The sequence below is a fragment of the Streptomyces sp. NTH33 genome (assembly GCF_003236365.1).
Lineage (GTDB): Bacteria > Actinomycetota > Actinomycetes > Streptomycetales > Streptomycetaceae > Streptomyces.
This window is the reverse complement of sequence record NZ_POTZ01000300.1, coordinates 1-8,817: the sequence shown is the minus strand read 5'-3', so window position 1 is coordinate 8,817 and position 8,817 is coordinate 1. Positions and strand designations below refer to the sequence as shown.

Genomic DNA, 8,817 nt, shown 5'->3' with positions numbered 1-8,817 from the left:
TGGCCGGCCAGCCAGCGCTCGTAGTCCTGGGCGGCCTGACGCCGTACGACCGGGGGCAGTACCGCGTCCAGGACGAACTGCGCCGTTCCCTGGCCGACCTGCTGCCCACCCCGCCGGTGCCCGTGCCGGTGCACGAGAGCCGGGACGCGTTCGTGCTCGACGTCGACGGTGTCGTCTGCGTCTGCCCCTGGCACACCCGGCTGCGCGGCTGGCAGGCCCTGGGCGATCTCGCCGAGGAGCTCCCGGAGGCCGTCCTGGACGCGGTACTGCCCCCGGTCGTACGGCGTCAGGCCGCCCAGGACTACGAGCGCTGGCTGGCCGGCCATCCCGACGCCCGCCCCTGGATCCGCACGGCGACCTGGCAGGTGCCGCTGAACTGGTTCGTGCTGGTGTCCGACGAGGAGCGGGAGTACGTCAAGGGCGACGGCGGCTCCGGGGACTCCCCGGACTTCGGCGGCGACGGTGCGGTGCTGCGCTACCGCACGCCGATGGTGCAGGCCCGGCGGCGGGTGGCGCGGGCGCTGCGGGCGCTGAGGAACGCCATCGAGGAGGGGCCGATGATCGACGGCCTGGTGGACGTCGGGCGCTGGCTGGAGGAGTTCCATCCGCGTTCGCTGGTGGAACTGGACTACGGCGGGCTGGTGCACGCCCTGCCGGCCGGTGAGCTGGAGGGCGACCACTCGGCCGCCGACGTGGCCGAGGGGATCGAGGCGCTGCGGACCGGTGACGGCGCGGCGGCGGGGGAGGCGTACGGGCGGCTCGTGGAGCGCTGGCGGGCGGTGCGCGACCGGCGGTCGGCGAACTGACGGGGCGACAGGTGCGACGGGCGCGACCGGCGCGACCGGCGCGACCGGCGCGGCGGGCACGGTGCGAGTGACGCAGGTCACGATGTCGTCGCTCGGTAACGGCGTACCGTCAAGGATCTTTCGGGAAGGTGACGGGACGTAGGCCTCTATCCGGGCTTTTGCATCAAGGGTGACGGACCGCACGTACAAGGCCCTTGCCCCTGTTGCCCCTCCTCGTGCCAAAATAGGACAAGGAGCCCGGGGAGGGCTCCGTCTGTCCAACTAGGCTCCGCTGTGGGTGGGATCTCCGCATCACGCACTTTGGGGGGTTTGGTGACTCCTGATCGCCCTGTGACTGATCGTCACAGCGGTGTGACTGTCCGCTATGGCATGGTCCATCGGCTTCCGTCGCTGATGAACACCTGGGAGGGCAATTCCATCGGTTTGGCCGACGCGGCTGGACAGATGGTGTAGTTGTAGTGCCGAGGACAAGCCGTTCGTCCTATAACCGACTCGACTCGCGTCCGCCATTTCGGGCAACGCGGGTCAAGGTGCAGAATTTAGAGGAAAGAACCGAGAACGTCGGTTCTCCCGAGGAGGCCGCTCATGACCGCTCGCACCCCTGATGCCGAGCCGCTGCTGACCCCGGCTGAGGTCGCCACCATGTTCCGCGTCGACCCCAAGACGGTCACGCGCTGGGCGAAGGCCGGCAAGCTCACATCGATCCGCACGCTCGGCGGGCACCGCCGCTACCGCGAGGCCGAGGTCCGCGCACTGCTGGCGGGTATTCCGCAGCAGCGCAGCGAGGCCTGAACAACCGAATAACCGGGCAAACCGGCTGGTCCCCCAACTGGTCGAGATGCCCGAAACCTCAGCTCCAAGCGACGCGGAGCCTGCCCCAACAGGCCCCACGCCCAAGCCGTCAGAGCTCTGCAGGCAAGTGAACAAGGGTGCGTCGTCGATCGCGCTGGACTCCGCCGGGTCCAGCGCGATCTTTTTTGTGCGTCTGCGGCGGCCCTTTGGGCGGCTCTGTGAGCGGGCCTGTCGGAGTCTGGGGAGGCTCGACGGATCATCTGTGGAGGACCCCGCGGAGCAGTGCAATTGCACATATTAAATTGAGTGGTTGTAGGGCAGGTGTAAATACCGCGCTTTCAAAAACTCATGCGGTGACACCCGTCACATGCTGAGGCGCTTGTTGTCTGCCGGGTCCCTGCGTTATTGGAACCTGCGCTTCCACTACCCCACGTCGGCAAGGGAGTTCGCGCCTCACGCGCTGGGGGCGCTGTCGTCCTCGACCACGTCCTCCGGAACCTGGGAGGCCGTCCGCGGGGCGCTGTCCATCGCGAGCCGCAGCAGGTGGCGGCAGACGGGACAGCGGCGAGTGAGATGGCGGTACGACGAGGCGGCCGCGAGGTGCGCGCGGAGCAACGCTCGCGTCTCGTGCCTGGCCGATGCCGTCATGCGCCACCTCCAGCGGCCCGTACGGGAACGAGCCCTGCCTCCCTGGGTACCGAGGGAATGTGACTCCGTCAAGATGCGGTGTGCTCCGCGGGGTGCGCGCCTGTCGTCCTCGCGTGCCGTGAAAGGGCGCCACGCGCCGATGCCGTCCTCGCCGGGGGCCGCCGCCCCCGGTGACCCCCGCGATCGACCTGATCGACGCTGCCGGCGACACGAGGAGCACCGCCTCACAGGAAGAAGCTCCGCCTCCGCTGCTGGGGCAGGCGAGCGGTATGAAGGGGGCCCGCATCCGTTGCCGGGTGCGGGCCTCTCGTATGGCGCGGTCCTGACGGGATTTGCTGTGTCCGATTGCGGCTGCGCCGCGGGCGCGGCCTCCGCCTTGTCAGGGTGGCGGATTGTGCTTGGTGGGGTGGGCGGTGTGAAGAGGGCCCGCATCCGTTGCCGGGTGCGGGCCCTCTTCTATGAGGCGGTCCTGACGGGATTTGAACCCGCGGCCTCCACCTTGACAGGGTGGCGAGCACTCCAAACTGCTCCACAGGACCAGGTTTCGCGGCGCGATTGGTGCGTTGCGCTGCGAGAAGAGACTGTACAGGAGGCGCGGCGCCCGGTCGAACTCACCCAGGGTGAGTAGGTCGTCACGGGGCCGCCGCGTCGATCGCCTTCACGATCCGCTTGTCCGAGACGGGGTACGCCGTGCCCAGCGCGTGGGCGAAGTAGCTGACCCGCAGCTCCTCGATCATCCAGCGGATGTCCAGCACCGAGGACGGCACCGGCCGGCCCTGCGGCATCTGCTCGAGCAGCCACGCGTACTCGTCCTGCATGTCGTGGACCTTCTCCATGCGCGTGGTGTCCCGCTGGACGTTCGTCGGCATCTGCTGCAGGCGCCGGTCCGCGGCCACCAGGTACCGCATCAGGTCGGGCAGGCGCCGTATCCCCGCCTCCGTCACGAAGCCGGGCTTCACCAGGCCGTCCAGCTGCGCCCGGACGTCCGCCAGGTTCGGCAGCAGCGCGGGGCTGCGTACGGCCTTCAGACGGCGCTCACAGGCCTGCCAGGCGGCCAGTACCTGCTGCACCTGGCCCACGGTCCGCACGGTCACGTCCACGATCTCGGCGCGCACCCTGTCGTACAGCTTCCGGTACGACTCCTCGTCCCACACCGGCCCCCCGAAGTCCCCGATCAGCTTGTCCGCCGCCGCCGTCGCGCAGTCGTCGAACAGCGCCTGGATCGAACCGTGCGGGTTCGCCGACAGGGCGAGCTTCTGCTGGTTCGTCAGCTTCTCGGATGCGAACTTCGCCGGGTTCACCGGAATGGTGCGCAGGATCAGCCGGCGCGTCCCCTTCCACATGACCTCGGTCTGCTCGGCCTCGGTGTCGAAGAGCCGTACGGACACGGTGTCGCCGTCGTCGACCAGCGCCGGGTACGCCTTCACCGGCTGACCGGCCCGACGGGTCTCGAAGACCCGGCTGAGCGCGCCGATCGTCCAGTCGGTCAGGCCCTCGCGCTCCAGCGACTCGCCACCTGTGCGCGAGGCGGTCGCCGCGGCGGCCTGGGAGAGGGCCTTGCGCGCCTTCGGCTTCAGCTTCAGCTGCAGCGCCTGGAGGTCCTTGTCCTCGGCCAGCTTCCGGCGCCGCTCGTCGACGATCCGGAAGGTGATCCTCAGGTGGTCGGGGACCTTGGACCAGTCGAAGTCCCCGGCCTCGAAGGGCACGCCGACCATCCGCTTCAGCTCACGCGTCATGGTCGTGGTCAGCGGTTCCTGCAGGGGCACCGCCTTCTCCAGGAACGCCTTCGCGTAGTTCGGCGCGGGCACGTAGTTCCGGCGGATCGGCTTCGGCAGCGAGCGGATCAGCTCGGTGACGACCTCCTCGCGCAGGCCCGGGATCTGCCAGTCGAAGCCCTCGTCGGTGACCTGGTTGAGCACCTGCAGCGGAATGTGGACGGTCACACCGTCCGCGTCCGCGCCCGGCTCGAACTGGTACGTCACCCGGAACTTCAGGTTCCCCTGCCGCCAGGAGTCCGGGTAGTCGGCCTTGGTGACCGCCTCCGCCGACTCCCGGATCAGCATCTCCCGCTCGAAGTCCAGGAAGTCCGGCTGCTCCTGCCGCTTCCGCTTCCACCAGGAGTCGAAGTGGGCGCCGGAGACGACGTGTTCGGGCACCCGCTGGTCGTAGAAGTCGAACAGTGTCTCGTCGTCGACCACGATGTCCCGGCGCCGGGCCCGGTGCTCCAGCTCCTCGACCTCGCTGAGCAGCCTGCGGTTGTCGGCGAAGAACTTGTGGTGCGTACGCCAGTCGCCCTCGACCAGCGCGTTGCGGATGAACAGCTCCCGGCTGACCTCCGGGTCGATCCGCCCGTAGTTCACCTTCCGCTGGGCGACGATCGGCACGCCGTACAGCGTGACCTTCTCGTACGCCATCACCGCCGCCTGGTCCTTCTCCCAGTGCGGTTCGCTGTATGTCCGCTTGAGGAGATGGCCGGCCAGGGGCTCGACCCACTCCGGCTCGATCCTCGCGTTGACCCGGGCCCAGAGACGACTCGTCTCCACCAGCTCCGCCGACATCACGAACCGCGGCGGCTTCTTGAACAGCGCCGAACCCGGGAAGATCGCGAACTTGGCGTTGCGGGCGCCCAGGTACTCGCCCCGCCCGCCGTCCTTGCGGCCGCCCGGCCCCGGGTCCTTGGACTCCTTCACGTCCTTCATGCCGATGTGCGAGAGCAGCCCGGCCAGCAGGGAGACGTGGATGCGGTCGGCCGGGGCGTCCTGGTCGTTGAGGTGGATGCCCATCTGCTTGGCGACCGTGCGCAGCTGGGAGTAGATGTCCTGCCATTCACGAATGCGCAGGAAGTTCAGGAACTCCTGCTTGCACATGCGCCGGAACGACGACGAGCCCCGTTCCTTCTGCTGCTCGCGGACGTAGCGCCAGAGGTTCAGGAAGGCGAGGAAGTCGCTGGTCTCGTCCCGGAAGCGGGCGTGCTGCTGGTCCGCCTGGGCCTGCTTGTCGGCGGGACGCTCGCGCGGGTCCTGGATGGACAACGCGGCGGCGATCACCATGACCTCGCGGACGCAGCCGTTCCGGTCCGCCTCCAGGACCATCCGGGCCAGCCGCGGGTCGACCGGCAGCTGGGCCAGCTTGCGGCCCAGCTGCGTGAGCCGTTTGCGGGGGTCCTTCTGCGCCGGGTCCAGCGCACCCAGCTCCTGCAGCAGCTGCACGCCGTCGCGGATGTTGCGGTGGTCCGGCGGGTCGATGAACGGGAACTTCTCGATGTCGCCGAGGCCGGCCGCGGTCATCTGCAGGATGACGGAGGCGAGGTTGGTGCGCAGGATCTCCGCGTCCGTGAACTCCGGCCGGGAGAGGAAGTCGTCCTCGGAGTACAGCCGGATGCAGATGCCGTCGGACGTACGGCCGCAGCGCCCCTTGCGCTGGTTCGCGCTGGCCTGCGAGATCGGCTCGATCGGCAGCCGCTGCACCTTGGTGCGGTGGCTGTACCGGGAGATCCGGGCGAAGCCGGGATCGATGACGTACTTGATGCCGGGCACGGTGAGGGAGGTCTCGGCGACGTTGGTCGCCAGCACGATCCTCCGGCCGGTGTGCGGCTGGAAGACGCGGTGCTGTTCGGCGTGCGAGAGCCGTGCGTACAGCGGCAGCACCTCGGTGCTCTGCCAATCAGCGCCTCCGGCGCGGGGATACTGCTTCTTGTTGAGCGCGTCGGCCGTGTCGCGGATCTCCCGCTCCCCGGAGAGGAAGACGAGGATGTCCCCGGACCCCTCGGCCATCAGCTCCTCGACGGCGTCGGTGATCGCGGTGATCTGGTCCCGGTCGGCGTCGTCCGAGTCCTCCTCCAGCAGCGGCCGGTAGCGCACCTCCACGGGATACGTCCGCCCGCTGACCTCGATGATCGGCGCGTCGTCGAAGTGCCGGGAGAAGCGCTCGGGATCGATGGTGGCCGAGGTGATGACGACCTTGAGGTCGGGCCGCTTCGGCAGCAACTGCGCCAGGTACCCGAGCAGGAAGTCGATGTTGAGCGACCGCTCGTGGGCCTCGTCGATGATGATCGTGTCGTAGGCGCGCAGCTCGCGGTCGGTCTGGATCTCCGCGAGGAGGATGCCGTCCGTCATCAGCTTGATGAACGTGGCGTCCGGATCCACCTGGTCGGTGAACCGCACCTTCCAGCCGACCGCCTCACCCAGCGGCGTCTCCAGCTCCTCCGCCACGCGCTCGGCGACCGTACGGGCGGCGATACGGCGGGGCTGGGTGTGCCCGATCATGCCCCGCACGCCGCGCCCGAGCTCCAGGCAGATCTTCGGGATCTGCGTGGTCTTCCCGGACCCGGTCTCACCGGCGACGATGACGACCTGGTGATCACGGATGGCCTCCGCGATCGCGTCCTTCTTCTGACTGACCGGCAACTGCTCCGGATAGCGGATCGCCGGCACACGGGACCGCCGGGCGCCCATGTGCTCCTCGGCCTTTCCGGTCTCCCCCTCGATCTCGGCGAGAACGGCGGCACGCGCCTCGGGGTTACGGATCTTGCGCGCACCTTCGAGCCTGCGGCCGAGCCGGTGCGCGTCACGCAGCGACAACTCGTTCAGGCGGGAGGCAAGGGCGCCGAGGGCGGGGGCGGGATGCGTAGACATACGGGATCCAGGATCTCACCTCGGGGAAATTGCGCGCGAACCATTTGATCGTGGCGGAAGCGGATCATGATGGTGCGGCGCGCCGTACGTCGAAGGCCCCGTCCTGCTGGACGGGGCCTTCGGGTGGTGGCTGGGGCCGGGGTCGAACCGGCGACCTTCCGCTTTTCAGGCGGACGCTCGTACCAACTGAGCTACCCAGCCACGAGGTTTCACGTGAAACCTCAGCGGTCCTGACGGGATTTGAACCCGCGGCCTCCACCTTGACAGGGTGGCGAGCACTCCAAACTGCTCCACAGGACCATGGTGGTGTGTGCATTGCCGAAACAAGTGTCGCACACCGTACTGCGTGCCCCCAACGGGATTCGAACCCGTGCTACCGCCTTGAAAGGGCGGCGTCCTAGGCCGCTAGACGATGAGGGCTATCGGCCCGCCTGGGCGCTTCGCAGCGCCTCGGGGACGTGGAAAGCATAGGGGATCGCACGGGCTATCGCCAAAACCGTTTATGGCTCGGAGGGAGAAGTCGCGGACGGGGAGGGGGTCGCGTCCGGTTGGTTCTCCCCTGCCAGGTGGCGGCTGACCTCCGCCGTCGTCTGGCCCAGGCCGCCCAGTCTGATCGCGTCCCAGGCCTGGAGGCGGCGGCTGTCGCGGCCGAAGTAGAGGATCGACGCCTCGATCGGGTCGGGGTGCTTCCCCTCGACCGCCCGCAGACCGCTGCCGCCCGTCGAGCCCTCCATGCGCAGCCGGGTGCCGTACTTCAGGATCTTCGTGCCCTGGTGGTGGAGGTGCCCGCACAGGACCAGCGGCACGGTGCCGTCCGTCTCGCGGGCCGCCGCCGGCTCGTGGGCGACGGCGACGTCGACCGGGGTGTCCTTGGCCTGCTGGTCGCGCAGCGCCGAGGCCAGCCGGGCGCCCGCCAGCCGTTCGGAGGCGTCGCCGCCCGGGGCGGCGGAGCGGTCGGGGGTGAACTGGGGGTCGCCGATGCCGGCGAAGCGCAGGCCCGCGATGGTCTCGGCCCGGCCGTCGTCCAGGACGTGCACGTTCTTCATGCGCTCCAGATAGCGCTGGGTGACCAGGGAGTCGTGGTTGCCGCGGACCCAGACGTAGGGGGCGCCGAGGTCCTCGATCGGGTCCAGGAAGCCGTTCTCCGCGGCGGTGCCGTGGTCCATGGTGTCGCCGGAGTCGACGATCACGTCCACCTTGTACTGCTCCACCAGCGAGGCGATGATCTTCCAGCTCGCCGGGTTGAGGTGGATGTCGGAGACGTGCAGGACGCGGATGGTCGACGGGTCCGGGGAGTAGGCGGGGAGCGTGGAGGTGACGTCGTAGAGCTTGGTCACGTTGGTGACCAGGCGTGCCAGCTCCTTCTGGTAGACGTCGAACTCGGTGACGATGCTGCGCGCGTTGCCGACCACGGAGGGCGCGGAGGACAGCAGGCCGGAGAACCTGGGTTCCAGGACGGACTTCGGGTTCCAGGTGGCGTACGCGCTCACCCCGGACGCGGCGAGCAGGGTCAGGGCGAGGCCGCCGGAGGCCAGGGCGCGGCGGGGGCGGCGGTAGACGGCCAGGCCGAGGGCGGTGGCGCCGGAGACCACGGCCACGCAGGACCGTACGGCCAGGTCGAGGGTGCCGTGTTCGACGTCGTGCGCGATCTCGTCCTGGAGGCCGGAGAGGCGTTCCGGGTGGTCGACCAGGGCCTGGGAGCGGTCGGGGTCGAGCTGGTCGACGTTGACGTCGAGGCGGACCGGGGCGGTGTGGCTGTCGAGTTCCAGGGCGCCGAGCGGGGAGACGTTGATCTTCGTGCCGCCGCTGAGGGACGGGCGCAGGGTCATGGTGGTGTTCACGGGGCCGACCGGGGCCCGTACGTCGCCGACGACGAGCAGACCCAGCCAGGCGCCGGCGAGTACGACGGCGACCAGGCCCACGGCACGCGCCCAGGG

General features: G+C 69.3%; 5 protein-coding genes and 4 tRNA genes. 2 read left to right on the top strand and 7 right to left on the bottom strand.

Annotated elements, in window-relative coordinates; all coding sequences use genetic code 11:
* A partial coding sequence (locus tag C1I97_RS24910; protein ID WP_258382722.1) for a hypothetical protein occupies nt 1–806 on the top strand: 806 nt, incomplete at its 5' end.
* A gap of 585 nt (nt 807–1,391) precedes the next feature.
* Nucleotides 1,392–1,598 carry a developmental transcriptional regulator BldC gene (gene bldC, locus C1I97_RS24900; RefSeq protein ID WP_003949541.1) on the top strand — a complete coding sequence of 69 codons (207 nt, stop codon included), beginning with the start codon at nt 1,392–1,394 and terminating at the stop codon, nt 1,596–1,598.
* 453 nt (nt 1,599–2,051) lie between these two features.
* On the opposite strand, the gene C1I97_RS24895 is transcribed toward bldC, so the two are convergent.
* The 7 genes from C1I97_RS24895 to C1I97_RS24865 form a co-directional block, all read right to left on the bottom strand.
* Nucleotides 2,052–2,246, bottom strand: coding sequence for a DUF6274 family protein (locus C1I97_RS24895; RefSeq protein WP_111005409.1), 195 nt, complete (start codon nt 2,244–2,246; stop codon nt 2,052–2,054).
* A gap of 464 nt (nt 2,247–2,710) precedes the next feature.
* Nucleotides 2,711–2,785: transfer RNA gene (locus tag C1I97_RS24890), tRNA-Asp, on the bottom strand.
* Between the two features lie 93 nt (nt 2,786–2,878).
* Nucleotides 2,879–6,880: an ATP-dependent RNA helicase HrpA gene (hrpA, locus tag C1I97_RS24885; protein WP_111005408.1), complete on the bottom strand. Its 4,002-nt coding sequence runs from the start codon at nt 6,878–6,880 to the stop codon at nt 2,879–2,881.
* Nucleotides 6,881–7,004: 124 nt separating this feature from the next.
* Nucleotides 7,005–7,081 (bottom strand) — tRNA-Phe (locus C1I97_RS24880).
* 24 nt (nt 7,082–7,105) lie between these two features.
* Nucleotides 7,106–7,180: transfer RNA gene (locus C1I97_RS24875), tRNA-Asp, on the bottom strand.
* Nucleotides 7,181–7,227: 47 nt separating this feature from the next.
* Nucleotides 7,228–7,300 (bottom strand) — tRNA-Glu (locus tag C1I97_RS24870).
* Between the two features lie 80 nt (nt 7,301–7,380).
* Nucleotides 7,381–8,817: metallophosphoesterase family protein (locus C1I97_RS24865; RefSeq protein ID WP_111005407.1), on the bottom strand; the 1,437-nt coding region annotated here is incomplete at its 5' end.

Bases quoted from the DNA above. Each gene is read 5' to 3' on its own strand.
- C1I97_RS24895 (WP_111005409.1), bottom strand. From the start codon at position 2,246: ATGACGGCATCGGCCAGGCACGAGACGCGAGCGTTGCTCCGCGCGCAC.
- hrpA (WP_111005408.1), bottom strand. From the start codon at position 6,880: ATGTCTACGCATCCCGCCCCCGCCCTCGGCGCCCTTGCCTCCCGCCTG.
- bldC (WP_003949541.1), top strand. From the start codon at position 1,392: ATGACCGCTCGCACCCCTGATGCCGAGCCGCTGCTGACCCCGGCTGAG.